This is a genomic window from Saccharothrix xinjiangensis (assembly GCF_039527585.1).
Classification (GTDB): Bacteria; Actinomycetota; Actinomycetes; order Mycobacteriales; family Pseudonocardiaceae; genus Actinosynnema; species Actinosynnema xinjiangensis.
Window position 1 is genome coordinate 44,665 of sequence record NZ_BAAAKE010000029.1, and the last position, 14,740, is coordinate 59,404.

The 14,740-nt window shown below is 71.4% G+C and carries 14 protein-coding genes; all 14 read right to left on the reverse strand.

Annotated features, from left to right (window positions below; genetic code table 11):
* Positions 1-13: 13 nt before the first annotated feature.
* Positions 14-157 (reverse strand): hypothetical protein, encoded by a 144-nt coding sequence (locus ABD223_RS36500; RefSeq protein WP_344041550.1) that lies wholly within the window; start codon positions 155-157, stop codon positions 14-16.
* Positions 158-1,101: 944 nt separating this feature from the next.
* Entirely contained in the window at positions 1,102-1,584 is a 483-nt protein-coding gene (locus ABD223_RS36505) for a hypothetical protein (protein WP_344041552.1), read from the reverse strand.
* A gap of 226 nt (positions 1,585-1,810) precedes the next feature.
* Positions 1,811-3,202, reverse strand: coding sequence for a hypothetical protein (locus tag ABD223_RS36510; protein WP_344041554.1), 1,392 nt, complete (start codon positions 3,200-3,202; stop codon positions 1,811-1,813).
* A 71-nt stretch (positions 3,203-3,273) separates the two neighbouring features.
* Positions 3,274-4,791 (reverse strand): ATP-binding protein, encoded by a 1,518-nt coding sequence (locus ABD223_RS36515; RefSeq protein ID WP_344041556.1) that lies wholly within the window; start codon positions 4,789-4,791, stop codon positions 3,274-3,276.
* Positions 4,792-5,103: 312 nt separating this feature from the next.
* Positions 5,104-6,354: a hypothetical protein gene (locus ABD223_RS36520; RefSeq protein ID WP_344041558.1), complete on the reverse strand. Its 1,251-nt coding sequence runs from the start codon at positions 6,352-6,354 to the stop codon at positions 5,104-5,106.
* A gap of 297 nt (positions 6,355-6,651) precedes the next feature.
* Positions 6,652-6,906, reverse strand: a complete 255-nt coding sequence (locus ABD223_RS36525; RefSeq protein WP_344041560.1) for a hypothetical protein — start codon at positions 6,904-6,906, stop codon at positions 6,652-6,654.
* Positions 6,907-6,909: 3 nt separating this feature from the next.
* The gene (locus tag ABD223_RS36530; protein WP_344041562.1) at positions 6,910-7,233 is read right to left on the reverse strand and encodes a hypothetical protein; all 324 of its coding nucleotides are present in this window, start codon (positions 7,231-7,233) and stop codon (positions 6,910-6,912) included.
* 820 nt (positions 7,234-8,053) lie between these two features.
* Positions 8,054-8,197, reverse strand: a complete 144-nt coding sequence (locus ABD223_RS36535; RefSeq protein WP_344041564.1) for a hypothetical protein — start codon at positions 8,195-8,197, stop codon at positions 8,054-8,056.
* 82 nt (positions 8,198-8,279) lie between these two features.
* Positions 8,280-9,248, reverse strand: coding sequence for a hypothetical protein (locus ABD223_RS36540; RefSeq protein ID WP_344041566.1), 969 nt, complete (start codon positions 9,246-9,248; stop codon positions 8,280-8,282).
* Positions 9,249-9,354: 106 nt separating this feature from the next.
* A complete protein-coding gene (locus tag ABD223_RS36545; RefSeq protein WP_344041568.1) occupies positions 9,355-9,714 on the reverse strand; it encodes a hypothetical protein in 360 nt (119 codons plus the stop codon).
* A gap of 572 nt (positions 9,715-10,286) precedes the next feature.
* A complete protein-coding gene (locus tag ABD223_RS36550) occupies positions 10,287-10,649 on the reverse strand; it encodes a hypothetical protein (RefSeq protein WP_344041570.1) in 363 nt (120 codons plus the stop codon).
* A gap of 270 nt (positions 10,650-10,919) precedes the next feature.
* A complete protein-coding gene (locus tag ABD223_RS36555) occupies positions 10,920-12,107 on the reverse strand; it encodes an ATP-binding protein (RefSeq protein ID WP_344041572.1) in 1,188 nt (395 codons plus the stop codon).
* A 723-nt stretch (positions 12,108-12,830) separates the two neighbouring features.
* A complete protein-coding gene (locus tag ABD223_RS36560; protein WP_380646199.1) occupies positions 12,831-13,490 on the reverse strand; it encodes a Crp/Fnr family transcriptional regulator in 660 nt (219 codons plus the stop codon).
* A gap of 206 nt (positions 13,491-13,696) precedes the next feature.
* Positions 13,697-14,548, reverse strand: a complete 852-nt coding sequence (locus ABD223_RS36565; RefSeq protein WP_344041574.1) for a hypothetical protein — start codon at positions 14,546-14,548, stop codon at positions 13,697-13,699.
* Positions 14,549-14,740: the final 192 nt, after the last annotated feature.

Genomic DNA, 14,740 nt, shown 5'->3' on the forward strand with positions numbered 1-14,740 from the left:
GTGGTCGGCAAGGTCAGTCGTGTCGGGTGGTGCGCTCGACGCGTACACCGGCGTGGTCGGCCAGCAGCGCGTAGACGTCGTCGGCGACGCAGAAGCCGGTCAGTGCGTGCCACGCCTGGCCGTCGTAGGGCACGGGGGTGCCGTCGGGGCGCTGCATGACGCCTGCGGGTAGGTACGCCAGGTGCGAGGGGCCTCGGGTGCAAACGCGAAGGACACCGCTTCGTCGGTGGTGTCGAAGCGCACGATCGGTATCCCGTCGGGGATGGCGAACTCGTCGTGGCGGCGCAGGAACTCGGCCAGGGTGTTGCTCGAGCGCAGGCTGGCGACGCCGTGGTGGTGATCTGCGGCCTGGGTGTCGTGGACGGTGCTGGTGACCTCGTCTCCGGTGGCGGCGACCACGATCAGGCTGATTCGGTAGCGGTGCGAGGGCATGGGCTGGTGACCCGTCACAGGTGGGATGGCCGTAACCGATCGCGTCGATGCCGCTTCGGCTCGATTCCGCGGGGAAACGCACTCGGCGTGGCAGGGACCGACTACGGATACTGTCCACTGGGTACTTCTCGTTCAACGAAAAGTCGGCACCGGGCCGCCGGACGCGGACACGTCAATCTAAGATCAACAAGTTTGCACTATGGTATCCACGGGTTTTCGCGCCGGGTCGGCGCGCCGGATGTGCTCATCCGGCCCTCACCCCGTGAGTCGATGAGGCGACAGGTCGCGCGGCGACGTGATCGGGCGGCGTGTGGCGAGGTGGTCGTGCGGCTTACGTCAAGCCCGTCGGGTTCGCCCTGAGGATCGACGACCACCTCGGCGGGCACGGGTCGGTGCGGTGGGTCCGGCCGCGGACGGCCTTTCCCACCGCACGTGCGAGCCCGGTGTCGGCGGGCTGCCGGTGGGTGTCGAGTGGCGGTGGGGCGCCCTCGCGTCCGCGTCGGTGCCGGACGTGCAGGTCGAGCCCGTGGGTGTGGTGGCCGGTGAGTTTGCCCCCGCTCCGGTGTCGCCGCCAGAAGGCGGATGTTCGCTTCGGGGAGCGGGAATGGTCATCCGATGCCGGTCGGGTCCTCGTCGCCAGGGGGCGGGTGGTGCCGTCTGCGGTGTCGGTCAGGGCGTCCACGAGTCGTCGCCGACCGTGATGACGACCGCCTGGGCGCGTTGCTGGAACTGCTCGGAGGTGATGCAGCCGACGGTGGCTTCCAGCGACAGCAGGTAGTGCTCGGCTTCGGCGTGCCGGTTGGCCGCGACCACCTCGGGCACCTTGAACAGGGAGTTGACCAGCAGTTCCGGCAGTGTGTCGCCGTACTGGTGGTGGGCGGCTGCCCGAACGGTGGCGAGGCGCTCGTGGAGGTTGTGCACACGGTGCGGCGGGCCGTCGGGGATGAGCGTGAAGGACATGCGGCGTACGTGGGTGAGGGCGATGTAGTCGTGGTCGTCGACGAGTTCGTAGCGCAGGCCGTCGGCGGTGTCGCTGAGGAAGGTGATCCGGTAGCGCCCCCAGTGGTCGTCGAGTGAGCCGTGGTAGTCCACCCATCGGCCTACTTCGGCCTGGTCCTGCGACGTGGCTGGAGAGTCGTGGGTTGCGGTCACGGGGATGTGCCTCCTCGAGGATGCGTGCGCGGGCACTGGTCGAACACGGCCCTGCCCGCCGGCGTGGTGGGCACTGGCGGCAGGGCCGTGTTCGGATGTCGGGAAAGAACTGAGCGAGGTATGCGGCCGGGGGAGTTGTATATCCCGGGACGTGGGGGAAGTTCGTGTGGCCGGTGGTGGTGATGGGCGGTGGGGTGACGGCGCCGCGCCGGGTGGCGTGTGGTGCTCAGGGGCGGGCGGTGTTGTCGAACTCGTGGACGGCGCGGTGCGAGAGGGCCAGGAGTCGGGTGGTGACGGTGTCGTGGTCGGCGCCGGCGAGGCTGGAGGGCAGGATCGCCCACCGGTCGGTGGCGATGTGTCCTGCCTTCATGAACGGGTAGTGCGGGCCGTCGACGATCTTCAGTTCGATCGGCGGGGTGTGGTCGGCCGCAGGGTTGATCATGAGCAGTCCGCTGATGCGTGAGGGCGGGGTGGTGACGTCGTTGACGGGAATGGTGAGGCGTTCGGTGCCGCCGGCGGTGCCCAGCGCCAGGTACTGCACCGGGCCGGTCACCTGCATGACCCGGAGTTGCTGTTCCTGTGTCGGCTGGTGGAGGACGGCGATGACGTCGCCGGGCTGGACCCGGCGCAGCAGTTGCAGTTCGGTCGGGGCGGGGGAGAACAGTTCCGCCAGCAGCAACGCCAGGTTCCGCAGCATCGCGGCACGGTCGGCGGGGATGTACCAGGTGTCGGTGTCGTCGAGCTGGTCGGCGCGGTGGCGCAGCGCGTCGACGGCCCGGTGGGGTTGTCCGCCCAGGGCGGTCAGGGCTGCTTCGACGATGACCGCGGTGGTGAGGTGGTCCTCGACGCGGGTTTCGGCGGGGCGCTGGTCGTCGCGGCCGGTCTTGCGCCCGCCGTTGAGTTCGCCGAGTGCGGTGCCGATCGGGCGCAGGAACGGTTCGGGCTTGCGGCCGTGTACCCAGGGCAGTGGCCCGTCCAGGATCTCGCGGGTGAGGGTGATGATGCTGTGGCCGGCGGCCAGCGCGTGCAGCATCGCCGCGGTGTGCAGCGCCCGCGCTCCGGCGGCCAGGTCCGGGTCGGCGGTGGCGTGCCCGACCTGCAGCGGGTCACGCCAGGAGGCGACCTGCTCCAGGACCTCCTGCGGCGGGCGGCCCCAGTCGATCGGGGTGCCGGTGGCGTCGGGCAGGCGCTCCAGGGCGTCGACGTAGTCGACGAACGCCTCGACCGACAGGTCCAGGCCGGCGTGGGTGGCGTCGGCGAGGCCGTCGGCGAGGTCGGCGAGCGTGGGCACGTGGGTGGCGGTGGCGATGTGGACGACGTGGCGGCGGCCGCGGCGGGTGGCGGGGGTGAAGCGAGCGGTGAACGACAGCAGCTGTCGCGAGGGCGACAGGCGCAGGTCGGTGGCCGAGCCGATCATGCCGATGGTGCGGGCCCGACCGGCCTGCCAGGACTCGGTGCTGCCCATCGAGGCCGGTGGGGTGGCATCGCGCAGCACACGCAGCACCTCGTCGATGCTCGTCCACGGCGCTTCCCGGGAGGTGGCCCGGACCAGGGTGCGGCGCCGCAGCAGCGGCAGCGGGGCGTCGGTGACGGCGGTGATGTCGGATTCGATGGTCATGGCGGTGTTTCCTCTGCTGGTGGGTGGTGTCCGGGCAAGCGGGCGTGCGTCGTGGCGGTCCGCCGGATCGTTCACCGGGAGGCGGGCCGGCATTGCAGACGCAGCGCGACGGCCTGTTCGACGTGTCGGGGTTCGGGGCGTGGGCAGGCGTCGAGGTCGGCCAGCGACCAGGCGAGGCGGCGGACCTCGTCGACGCCGCGTTCGCTGAGCACCCCGGCACGGTGGTGGCGGTCGAGCAGCTCGCAGGACGCGCGGGGCAGGACGCTGCCGGCGGCCAGGGCGTCCTCGGGGACCTCGGCGTTGGTGGACACACCGGTGTCCAGCCACCGTCGTGCGGCGCGCAGACGGGCGGCGGCGACCGTGCGGGCCAGCACCGGCAGCGCCACCATGTCCCCGTCGAGCGGCTTGTCGTCGGGCCCGTCCTGGCCGGGCGGCTCCTGGCTGGGCGGCTCCTGGTCGGGCCGGTGGTGGTGATCGGTGCGGGTGACGTGCAGTCGGACCGACACCCGGTCGTAGATCATCGGCGGCACCTGCCGCATCTGGGAGGGCAGGCCCTCCATGGACAGCACGAGCAGTGGGTCGGCGGTGAAGAAGGTGGGTGTGCCGTTCACGGGCAGGATCACCTCCCGGCTGTCGATGAGTTGCCACAGCTCCTCCCACTGCTCCCGCGGGCGCCCTCCGGCGTCGGGCAGGTGCAGGACGCCGTAGGTGGCCAGCAGTGCCGCCCCGGGGCCTCGGGAGCTGCCGATCAGACTCGACAGCGAGGCGTCGCGGTGGGCGGCCCGGTAGGGCGGGAGGTGATCGGGTGGTGTGCTGTCGGCGGGGCCGCCGTAGCGTCGGTTCTCGGCCAGGATGAACGCCTGCTCGTCGGTCAGCGCGGGCAGCAGCGCGGTCAGCGCGTGGGCGAACAGGCTCCGGTCGTCGGGATCGGGGCCGGTGAGCAGGACGTGGTGACCGCCCGCGGCGGGCGCCGCCAGCCCGCGCGCCACCCACGGCGAGAGCACCAGGCCGTCGAGGAAGGGCGGAAGGGCGCATGCGGCAGGCGGCGGGAGGGACAGGGCCGGGATGAGCGCGTCCCGGCGGCCGCGGGCATAGGCCACCACGTCGGCCACCGTGTCCGCGCCCAGAACCGCGACGTGGTCGAGCGTGGGCGCGGTGACCAGGTCCGCGCCGGGGATGATCACCCGGCGGACATCGGTGCGGTTCCGCAGCGCCAGCAGGCACTGCCGAATGCCCACAGCCGGGCGCACGCTGCCGTCCAGGCCCAGAGCCCCCACCACGACGGTGTCGTCGAGCCGGGGCATGCCTCCGGCCGCGGTCAGCACCGCGATGGCGACGGCGAGATCGTGGATCGGGTGCCCGCCGCCGGTGGGCAGGTCGCCCTCGACGGTCACCGGCGTGGTCGGGTAGGGCAGGTCGGTGTTGCGCAGGGCCGTCTTCACCCGGTCCAGTTGCTCCGGGGTGACGTGACGAGGGCCCGGTGGCGGAGTGTGGACGGGATGGTGGTCGGCGTCGAGGGCGGCGGTGATCGTCAGATCCCGGGCGCCGCCGGTGACCGGCGTGAGGGAGCGGATGGGCGAGAGGGTCATGGTCTTCCCTGGGGACAGGCTCGGAGAAGGATGTCGTGCGGCGCAGTGCGCGGACGGTGGCCGGATCGGAGACGACGGCGGAGCCCGGCGGGGGCGTGGCGAAGGTCGGTCGTCGCGTCGTGCGTCGGTGCTGGCCGGTCAGTGATGGCGCGTCACCTGCGGTTTCCTGCTCGGTTTCCGCTCAGCGCGTCGGCGGGTGATCGCAGGGGTCCGCGCGCACCCCGGTCGGGTGCGCGCGGACCTTCGGTGACGGGTGGTTCGCCGGTGCCGGGGACAGCCGCCCGGTGTGCGGACTGCCGAGATGACTGTCGTCTACCTGGCCAGCGCCATCGCGCGCAGGGCGAGGTCGTCCAGCGCGTCGGCGCGGGCAGGGTCGGCCACGGTCTGGCTGTAGCTGGTGATCGCGTGGGCGATGCCCGCCGCGGTGGGCTGGGCCCCGGCGATGAAGTGCCGCAGCACGCCCTCGCGCTCGGCCTCGGTGAACCCCAACTCGCGGCCCAACACCTGCACGGCTGCCTGCGGCTCGGTGACCGGCGCCCCGGCCTGCTCCTCCAGCTTCGCCACCTGTCGGGCCAGAAAAGCCGGCGAGAGCCACTCGCGGACGTGGTCGCGCGCCTGGGCGGCGATGACGTCGAGCTGCTTCTTGACGGTGTCCTGCGACCAGCTGACCGTGCCGCCCTCCATTCGCTGCCCGAGGTGGACCTTGCGGAACGACAGGGCGGGCAGCGTGAGGCCGTTGCGGCAGATCTGCACGTACAGCTCCGGCTTGAGCGTCACCGACCCGGAGCCGACCTCGGAGTTGGAGAAGCGGAACCCGGCGAACACCACCGGCTCGCTGCCCGGCTCGTAGCCCAGGCCCTCGGCGGCGGCCAGGCGGCGACCGACATCCAGGTCGGTGGTGACGCGCTGCCGGTCGGCCTCCAGGACGGGGTCGGCGAACGGGTTGCGGTAGCCGGCCAGCAGGTGCGGCGCCAGCCGCTCGACGGCGGGGGAGTAGACCTTGCAGTGCATGGAGGAGTCGGTCAGGTCGCAGGAGCGGATCTCGACCTGCACGTCGGCCTGGCGGATGCCGTCGAGCACGGCGGTGAGCAGGTCGAGGTTGTCGACCATGCCGAACCGGTCCGACAGCAACGCGCGCAACACACCCGGCTCGCCGTCCTGACCGCGGAACAGCCGCAGCAGGAACGACCGGGAGTCGGCCGGGTAGATCACTCTGGTCGTGCCTTCGGCGGTGCGCTTGTACTTGCCGTGCAGCAACCCGTTGACGTTGGCGTCGAACAGGTCCGGTCGCTCGGTGCGCATGAAGCGCAGGTACTTCGAGCCGATGCCCAGCTTTGTCGCGATCGTGGCGTCCGCGGTCGTGGTGGGCACGTACAGGCCGTCGACCAGGGTGACGCCGTGGCCGTCGACGACCGGCTCGACCCCGGACAGCTCGATGGCGCCGCCCCGGGCGCGCAGGGTGGTGGCCGGGGCCACCACGTCGATCTTCGCGGCGTTCTGGGCGCGCAACATGTGCAGCATGTGCTCGAAACCGGCGTTGCGCACGGGGGTGGTCAGGGACATGGGAACTCCAATCCATCAGGGTGATCGGCACGCGGCGCACACGGCCTTCGTGCTCGGTTGATCGACGGCACCGGCGTGGCCGGGGCACCGTCGCCTGGCGTGATGACGGTGATGTTCGCCCTGGGTTTGGCGGGGTGCGCCTGGTGGGTCGTGGCGGCGGCAGGGGACAAGCCGTCCTGTTCGCGGACTTGCGCCCCTACCATCGCGTCGGTAGGTCGCCGTCGATTCACCGACACGGGGGACGGCGGCCTTGACCGGGATTGCTTTGAGGTGGGATGGCCGGCCCGGTCCGGCGGGTCAGTCGCAGTCGCACTCGGCGCTGTCGGCGCCGGTGACGAAGGCGCAGTGCGGGGGGTGGAACTTGGTCAGGATGACGCCGCGGTCGGAACTGCGGATGGTGATCACCGGGTGGCCGTTGCGTTCGACCCACGTGAACTGGTCCGGGTCCAGGAGCTCCGGGTCGGCGTCGTCGCCGAACATCGTGGCCACCAGCGTCTGGACGATCGCGAGTAGATCCGGATCCGGCGTACCGGGCAGGTGTGGTGTCGACATGCGCTACACCGCCAACGCGGCGAACATCGGCAGCCGGTATGCCTGTGACGCGGGGATCAGGTCGATGATGTCGCGCTGGCCGGTCCACTGTTCGACGAACCGCAGGTGGACCGACAACCACTGGCGGGCCCAGCCGGGCAGGGCGTCGGTGACGGGGCGATGACCGTTGCCGCCGTAGAAGGTCATGAAGACGCGGCCCTCGTCCTGCCACGCGAATTCGGCCCCGATCCGGGCCGGGACGGAGGCCAGCTCGGCGGGGTGCCATCGGCCGCCGTAGGCGTTCCAGGCGTCCCCGCCGACCACCTGCGGCTGCACGATCAGTCGCAACGGCTCGTCATGGCCGACCAGCCTGCCCCTGGGGTCGACGGGACGGACCTGACGGCAGTGCGGGCACCGGCCGTAGACGGAGGTGGGGCGGCGGTCCGATCGCGGTCCGATACTGCCGTGCAGCGCTGGCCGGCGACGACCGGCGCAGCGGATGGTGTCGATGAAAAGTCCTTGAGAGTTCTTCCAACGCATGACGGTCTTCCCGCTGGGTGCTCGAACCCGGATCGATGTCGCGATGACCGGGAGGGTGGACGACTGCCCGATCGGGCACGAATGACCGGCGGGGAGCATCCCCGGTGACGGTCTTCTTCGTTGCCTGATCGGACGACAACCGGTGCCCTTGTGTCGGGGGCCGGGCCCCGTCCGGTGGGGCGCACTCGGATGGCGTCCGCGGCGGGGTAAGGGGGCAAGCCGCATCTTTTCCGCGGCTTGCCCCCGGCCCGACGCGGGCGCAGAGTGCGTCCGCCCCACCGGACAGGGCACGAGCCCGGCTCCATGCCCCTCGTGGCCAACACCGGGTTGCCACGGGATGCTGCCGTCCTCGCCAGGTGGGAAGCCCGGTGTCACCCAGACCGCGGACGTGCCAGGGTGTGCTGGGTTGGGGTGATCGCGTCTGGTGACGGTGCGGCCCGCCCTTGACAGGGTGATGCGCCAGTCCTTCGCGTGTGGTGCTGGTGGAAGGTGGTGTCGCCGGCGGGCAGATGCAGCTGCCGCGAGCAGCATGTGGCCTTGAGTCCGCTCGCCGTCGGTCGGCGCTGCCGGCCTTCCTGCACCTGCTACCGGCCCTGACCCGGCTGCCTCACCGAGAGCAGCGGCCGGATCAGGGGCGTTCGCGGAGGATGCGGCGCCGTCGCGTTCGGATGTGGATGCCGCTGCGTTCGACGACGATGCCGATGGGGAAGTCCGCGGCGACGCGGGCCACCTGGTGGGCGTGCTGCTTGGCAGCGGTCACTGCATCTGTCACAGGTCAAGGCGAGGTCGACCAGGCGGACGAAAGACACCGTCCCGGCCGTCCAGGACAGGAAGCCCGGACCGAGGAGACGGGATCAGGGCAGGGCGCGTACGGTGTCGGGGTCGACCTCGATTCCGACGCTGAAGATCCGGTCGCCGGCCTCGGCGAACCGCTCGGCGAGGCCGCGGCTGCCGAACGGGGCGGTTTCCAGGGCAGTGTCGCGGTCGGGGCCGATGAAGAACAGGTTCACCCTGGTGGGACGGGCGGGTGCGGTATCGAGCACGACCGCCGTGGGGTCGGCCAACCTGCCGATGACGTGAAGGCCCTCGCTGGTGTCGCCGGCCACGCACGCCAGGTAGTCGTCGATCAGCTCGCGGTTGTCGGAGAGGTAGCCGCCGGTGAGGTAGTCCGGGTTGAGCAGCAACTCGTTGAGCCTGTCGGCGGGTACCGGAATCGCCGCGGTGAACCGCCAGTGGACGTCCTCGCTGGCGTGGATGCGCATCGGCACGGCGACCTCGTCGGCCTCGTCGCCCGCGGTGGCGGTGACCTGGAGTCGCGTGCCCGGCCTGGCGCCGGGGCCGTGAAGCGACCGGTGGGGTCCGTCGACCAGCCGGGGCAGCGGGTGTTCGGCGTTGGGCACCGGGTCGTGCAGCAGGTGGTCGGTGTAGTGGCGCAGCGAGGCCGGTCCGACTTGGCACAGCACGTCGGCGTCGCCGTGCAGACACAGGTAGACCACCAGCTCGCACACCCGCAGCGGCGACAGCGCGGCGAACTCGGCCGCGTGCTCCGGATCGGTGTGCGGGCTGGTGATCCAGTCGATCAGGGTGCGGGCGGCGGCGCGGATGCCGACGGCGACGGCGGGCTGGTCGGGGTAGATCCCGCTGGTGAGGTCGCAGCGGGCCAGGGCGGACAGCGCCAGGTGCGCGGCGGTGCCGGTGTAGGTGACGCCGTAGGCGTCGGTGAACCGGTAGTCCGCGCCGGTGGCGGCGGTGATACCGACCGAGGCACCGACCTGGGCAGGGTCGATGTCCGGACGCGGATCGGGCAGGGGAACGCGGGCCATGACGGGCTCCTTGCAGGCGGCACGATGTGACCGTCGGTGCTGGGCAGAGTCGGGCGGTCACGGGATGGAAACGGGTGGGGGCACCGATGGAGCCACCGGAGGCGGCTCAGTCGGCGGGGTGGACGACGTGGGCGATCTGGTCGCCGGTCGTGTCGAACACCATGGCGCTGCTCTGCCCACCGAGGCCGCGGACCAGCGCGACCAGATAGGGGTGGGCGTCGGCCACAGGGCGGCTGTTGTCGGTGCGGACGTGGACGATCAGGCCGGGTTCGTCCGCCGTCGGAGCGGTGAGTGTGGAGGCGAGCCGGGCGGGCGTGCGCAGCGACCGGGCGGCGGCCACCACGTCGGCGTCGACGTCGATGCCGAACTCGGCGAACCACAGGGAGAGCACGTCGACGGTGTCGCCTGCGCTCCAACTGCCGTCATCGGCCTCGACTTGCTTGATCCGTGTGAACAGGCCCAGCACCGCGGCGGGGGACGCGAGGTCGGCCGCGGTGTCGGTCGAACCGGCGCGCGGCCCGGGTATCGACCCTCCGACCTTGACGGCCGGTGCCGCCGAGCGTGCGCCGGTCGCCGTGGCGGTGTAAGCGGCGGCGAGTTCGTCGAAAGCGGGGTGCCGACGTCCGACGACGACACGGGCACCGCCGCGCCGGCGTCCTTCGTCGGGGCAGTCAGGGCGGGAGGCCGGTCCGGTTCGGTGAACCGACGGTTGACGCTGGTCATCATGGGTCTCCGATCGGGATCGCAGGGATGAGGCCCTGGCAGGGCAGGGAGGATGGTCGATGCGCGCTTGCGCGCGACGCGCGGATGGGAGGTGCGCGAAGTGGGCGCCGACAGAGACTTCCGTGGGGATCTTCGGGTGGTGGTCACCGGGGGTCCGCCCCGCCCGGTGGGGCGGGCTCGGGTGGCGTCGATGACCGGAGTGTGGGGCCAAGCCGTGCCGACCAACGTGACCCCGGTCCGGTGCCGGCGCACTGTGCGGGTGTCCCACCAAGCGAAGCGGGTGCCGACGTTCGCGGGTGTGCTTCCGCGGATCGGTCAGGCAGGCACGGAGACGGCCTGTTCCAACTGTTCGATGCCCCAGGGGGCGCGGTGGTAGGAAGGAAGGGTGGCGTAGCGGTGGGTTTCACCGAACGGTCCCGCCACCCGCTCACCGAAGTCGGGGTGCCGGTCCAGAATCGCGGTGCGCAGCGCGGACATCAGTTCGTGGGCCTCGCTGTCGTGCCAGCCCGGGTGCTCGCAGCTCTGGTAGTGGAAGTACGCCACCGCTTTGAGCACCACGATCGGGTCGAGGGTGGCCTCGGTGGTGCGCAGCCGGTAGCGCGGCGTGGGGGGTGTCCTCGTGGTAACGGTGGTTGATCGACGTGTGGTTTTCGTGCCACAGCCTCTGGCCCAGCTCACGGAACCCGTCGGCGCCCAGGTCGGGAGCGACGACGCCGTACTGCGCCAGTGCGTGGACGAGAACGTCGATGTGGCCGCTGGAAACAACCCATGCGGACATGCGGGGGTCCTCCTGGAAGATAAGTTGGCAGGTCCCCCACAGGCAGTACCGGCCGGCGCCGCCTGTGGGGGACCTGCGGTTGGTTGTCATCGGGTGGTGCCGCCCCGTTCGGTAGGGCATCCGGGTGGTGGCCGTGCCGAACGAGGCGGGGTCCGGACGGGTGTGCCGGTTCAGTCCAGAGGAATCAGGACGACGTGGTCGATCAGCTCCGGCGGGATGCCGAGTGCGTTCACGACGGCGGCGACGAGTGCCTGGCGCCTGTGGGCGATGTCGTCGAGCAGGTTGGTGAACCAGTCGTGGAAGTTCTCGTCCAGCGCAGCCGCGCCGCCGTCGGGTCCGACGCCGGTGACCAGACAGGGGCCGTGGACCACCGGAATGCTGTCGGGCTTGTCGAGCAGGGCCCGGACGTGGTCGTGCTCCTCGTCAGTGGCGACGTAGTGGCCATCGCGGACGTCGGTGAACAGTCGGCGCAGGAACCGGGTCGCCCCGGTGTTGACTGGGCTGGTGGCGACGCTGTCGCCGCCGATCCACATCTGCACCCGGCGCAGGTGGGTGATCCGGTCGACGTGGGGATCGCCGACCAGGCGGGCGATGTCGCCGTCGGGGTCGGTCAGGCTGATGTCGACCCGTCCGACTCCGTCCATACCCAGCTCGATCGCGGTCGTGGCGCCTTCCGCGGATACTGCCCACGATGGGAGGGTGTGCTCGCCGGAGGCGGTCCAGCTGGCGGTGTCCGCGGTGAGGTCGTCGATGCGGTCGATGATGTCCGGACCGTCGGGTTCGTGCATGCGATGTCCTTTCGTGAGATCCCGGTGCGGGCCGGGAATCGGCATGAGTCGGCCGTGCTCCGCAGATTCAGAGGTGGTGTTCCGCTCCGGGCGGGGCGCTTGCCGCTGGGCTGGCGCAGGGGGCCGGGTCAAACCGCCGGGGCGAGCACGGGCCGCCACCCGACCGGAGGGAGGGTGCAGCGGCGCGGGCTCGCGCGGTTTGACGCGGACACCGGAGTCGGCCAGCGTGCGCCCGCGCTGCCCGGAGCGGAACACTCGCAACTTTCCTGCCCCCGGTGACGCTGTGAGTCCGGCCGGCAGTGTTGTTTTCCGGTAGCAAGTCAGGATCGCGTCGTCCTCTCGCAGACCGGTCAGCGACTGGACTGCGGCGAGCTGGAGCTGCTGGTCGGGGGTGAGGTCGGGCAGGAGCTGGTGCAGCCACTGCGCGACCGGCAGGGTGCCCGCGCCCTCGGCGGCGTCGAGCAGCAGATGGTGCCCGCCGTTGGCGGCGGCTTCCACGGCGCGCAGCACCGGGTCGGTCAGCGTCCGCCACGGCGGCTGCGGGATCTCGGCGGTGAACCCGGCGGGCACGCCGGGCCGGTGCAGGGCAGTGTCCTCGCCGCGCACCCAGTCGGCCGCCTCTGCCAGCGTGTGCGGGTCGAGCACCTCGACACCGTCGACGAGCACTGCCTGGTCCAGGGCATCCGCGGGCATGATGACCTGCTGCGGGCCGTGCGCGCACGGCCCGCAGGCCCGCACGGCGGGCAGCACGCCGCGGGTGGGCGCAGGCTGCCGTCCAGGCCGACCGCGCCGAGCACCGCGGTGCGGACCAGCCGCCGCGCGGGAACCCTCAGGACGGCGCAGAGGGCCGCGACGGCCACAGCGGCAGCCTCGGGCGCACCTCGATGCGCAGATGCCGATTGAGCTGGCCGGAGTTGGCCAGGACCGCGTGCACCCGGTCACGTTGGTCGCGGCTGTTTGCGTCGGTGAGCAGGATCGTGGGCGGCCCGTCGCCGTCGGTGGCGGTGGATACCTGGCAGGTCAGGTCGCGTAGGACACGGTGTGAACGGTGCACATGACAAACTCCCCAGAGTGACGTCGTTCGGGTACGTCCCAGAGCATTGGGGTGGGGGATGATCGGGCGCCCCGATGCGCGCAACCGTGGACGGGAGCGGCCGCGGTGTTGCGTGAATCGGTCGAGCACCTTTCCGGCGACACCCCTGCCATGGCTGCATCCGTGCTGTGCAGGCGTGCACGTGACCGGGAGCAGATCTGGCGGGCCGGCCGGCGGGCCGCAGCCGTGTGAGGGTTCAGTCAGCGCGCCCGGCGCGCCAGGCTTTCCGGGTCGAGAATCAGGACGCTCCTGCCCTCCAGGAGCAGCCAGCCGCGCTGGACGAAGTCGGCCAGTGTCTTGTTCACCGTTTCGCGTGAGGCTCCGATCAGCTGGGCGAGCTCCTGCTGGGTCAGGTCGTGGGTGACCCGCAGCAGGCGGCCTTCCTGGCTGCCGAACCGCAGTGCGAACTGCAACAGCGCCTGGGCCAGCCGGCCGGGTACGTCGTTGAGGGTCACCTCGGTCAGCATCGAGTTGGTCCGGCGCAGTCTGCGCGCCAGCAGGCGCAGCAACTCGTCGGCCAACTCCGGCCGCCGGCCGATCCACTCTCGGAGCGCGGTGCGGTCGACGCTCAGCGCGTGCACCTGGGTCACCGTGGTGGCGGTGGAGGCGCGCGGGCCCTGGTCGTAGAGCGAGACCTCGCCGAACAGGTCCGACGGGCCGAGCAGGGCCAGCAGGTGTTCCCGGCCGTCGGACGTGGCGCGGCTGATCTTGACCTTGCCGGACCGGATGACGTAGAGCCGGTCGCCCGGCTCGCCTTGGGTGAAGATCACGTGGTTGCGGGGGAATTCCAAGGTCTCGCCGACGGCATCGAGGGCGGACAGGATCGGGCCGTCGCCCGACTGGCGGCTGGCGGACATCATCGTGCGACTCCTGGTACTCGGTCGGATGTGGGTGGGGGCCTGGGAGAGCGGCACGGCCGTGGAGTTCGGCGGTGCCACCCGCCCACGGCGTGATCGGTTGGAGGTGGTGCGTTTGCTCGGGGTCGAAGGTCGTGTGCGGAGCCCTGATAGGCGGTGATCCGGCGCCGGATTCGAGGGGGCTGTTGCGGCGAAGCCTCACCTGGTGCTCAGCTGGTCGTCGTCGTGGGGAAGGCCAGGTCGAAGGCTTGGTCGGCGCGCCGGGACGCCGTGCGGACCCGTGCGGCCAGCGCCCGGTGCTCCAGGCTCGCGGCGTCGGCGGGCAGGATTGCCCAGCGGTCCACCGCCGTGTCGGACACCGAGAGGGTGTGGCTCGACGGGGTGTTGTCGAGCGTGTGCAGCTGCAAGGGCTTGCGGGGCCGGACCAGCAGAAGGGCCGGTGTCGGGTGACGCGTGGTGAGGTCGGCGATCGGGATGGCGAACTGCTCGTCGCTGTTGCCCAGGCCGAGCTCGAGGTATTGCACCGGGCCGGTCACCTGCACCACGCGCTCGACGGGGTGGTCGAGGACCGCGGAGTGCGGGTAGCAGAAGGCGATGACCTGCCCAGTGGTGACGTGGCGCAGCAGCTGGCGTTCGGTGGCGGCGGGGGAGAACAGCTCGGCGATCAGCAGCGCGCCGTGCAGCAGCGACGTCACCCGCTCGACCGGCGTGTAGAGGCCCTGTTCCCGGTGCAGCAGCGCGGCGTGTGTGCGCAGCGCGTCCACTGCCCGGCGCGGCCGGCCGCCGAAGGCGGCCAGCGCGGCAAGGATCACCACTTCGGCGGTGCGGACATCGCTGTGGCGGATCTCCGGTGGGCGAGGGTCGGTGCGGTGTCGGCGGCGGCCGCCGTTGAGTTGGAGCAGCAACAGGTGTAGGTGCTCGGCGGCCGGGGACGGGTTGCGGTCGTGCACCGGTGGCAGCGGCCCGTCCAGCAGACCGACCACCACCTCCTGCACGACTGCGCTCGTGGCCTCGTGCACCGGGTCGGCGGCCATGGCGTGCAGCACCGCTGCGCGGTGCAACTCCCGCAACCCTTCCCCGTGTCGGTGACGGGCCTGTCCCGGGTCATCGGCGCCGCTATCGGTGTTGTGGGTGAGTGAGTCGCTCGATGGCGTCGACGTAGTCCAGGATCGCGTTCCGGGACAGGTCCAACTCGGCTCCCTTCGGTGCCGTGCTGTCCTCCAGGCGGAAGACGTCCAGCCGGGTCAGGTGCG